Source organism: Phaeobacter sp. PT47_59, from assembly GCF_028890025.1.
Lineage (GTDB): Bacteria > Pseudomonadota > Alphaproteobacteria > Rhodobacterales > Rhodobacteraceae > Phycobacter.
Map to the genome: position 1 here is coordinate 1 of NZ_JARCJL010000064.1, position 1697 is coordinate 1697.

General features: G+C 59.3%; 1 protein-coding gene. It reads left to right on the forward strand.

Annotated features, from left to right (window positions below):
• Positions 1-67 precede the first annotated feature (67 nt).
• Complete coding sequence (locus PXK01_RS21870) at positions 68-1687, forward strand: ISL3 family transposase (protein ID WP_420824325.1); 1620 nt, start codon at positions 68-70, stop codon at positions 1685-1687.
• Positions 1688-1697: the final 10 nt, after the last annotated feature.

Consider the following 1697-nt stretch of genomic DNA (forward strand, 5'->3'; position numbering starts at 1 on the left):
TTAAGGGTTCTGCCTCAATTTGTGTGGCGCAACTATCCTGAGCTTGGAACATTCGGGAGGGATAGTCGTGATTTCAAAAAAGCACTGGTCGCCCGGGAGCGACGTTTCGGTTCAAGGCGTTAAGCGACGTGATTCCGGCGGGTGGCTTGTATCCGGTGTTTTGGCACCCAGAGGCATCTGCCCAGATTGTGGTTTGCATTCTCGGCGTCGTCACGGGTGGCGGCAAAGGCGGCTACAGGATTTACCTGCACTTGGCGACAAGGTAACAATCGCACTCTGGGTCTGCAGGTGGCGATGTCGCGCTTCCACGTGCCCGCGGCGGACTTTTTCGGACTACACCTCGTCAATTGCGCGTCCATTTGCACGTCGAACTTCGCGTGCTGATGACATTGTAGTTCATCTGGGGCACGCCACGGGTGGACGGCCTGCCGAGCGGCTCTTGCGCCGTTTAGGCGTCGGTGTCAGCAATGACACGGTGCTGCGACACCTCAAGAAGTGTGCGGAAAGCGTCGCCCCGCCGCCAACGGTCATTGGCATCGACGATTGGAGCTGGCGCAAGTCGCAGACTTACGGAACCATCATCGTCGATCTCGAGCGGCAGACCGTAATTGATATTCTTCCGGATCGGAGCGTTGAAAGCTGTGCGAGCTGGCTGCGGCAGCACCCTGAGATTGAAGTCATCAGTCGGGATCGTTGTGGCGGATATGCGAAGGCCGCACGTCAGGGTGCACCGCAAGCCCTGCAGGTCGCAGACCGTTTCCATCTCGTCCAGAACCTGCGCCAGGCCATTGAAGAGCAGATGAATATGCATGGCCGCGCCACCGGGCGGGCGCTATTGTCAGATGCCGAAAACATCAGCACGGCCAATCATCTACTGCGATCGCGTCTTGCTCATCGGAAATCACGTGAGGAAATTTTCCGAAACATCCATGCGCTTCGTGATCAAGGGCTGTCTTGTAGCGAAATTGGACGTCGGACCGGCTTCCCGCGTCGTAGTGTGGCGAAGTGGTTGAGCTCCGACTCGCCACCAGACCGCCGCCGAGCTGCATTGAAGCCCACGTCGCCGTGGTATTTTGAGAGCATACTGGCCGATCTCTGGAAACAGGGTATCCGGTCCGGCCAGGAATTATTGGTCGAAATTCAACGCCATGGCTATGAGGGCAGCTTGTCTCATTTGCAACGTCTGCTGGCCGGATGGCGAAGGGATGAACAAACCGTTCTAGCAGGCCCGACCGACACGCCGCTGCCCCTGGCGCCTGTGCGGGACCCGCAAACCGGTCACGCCATTTCGCCGGTTGTCGCAGCGGCGCTCTGTATCAAGCCGCGACGCAAATTGACCGCAGACCAGGCCCAAAAGGTAGATGCATTGAAGGCCGGATCGCCAAGCTTTGCCACGATGCGGAGCCTTGCCATGCGGTTTCAGGGCATTTTGCGCGGCGACCAGTCCGCCCCGCTGGACGCATGGATCGACCTGGCCATTGAGACTGGCATCCCACCAATCATGCGCTTTGCCCGCACGCTGCACCGCGACATCGAGGCCGTGCGCAATGCCATCGAACTTCCGTGGAGCAACGGTCAGGCTGAGGGCCAAGTCAATCGCCTGAAGACCCTCAAGCGCGCCATGTACGGTCGCGCCGGACCAGAACTCCTCAGAGCCCGAATGCTGCCACTGCGCCACACAGATTGAGGCAGAACCC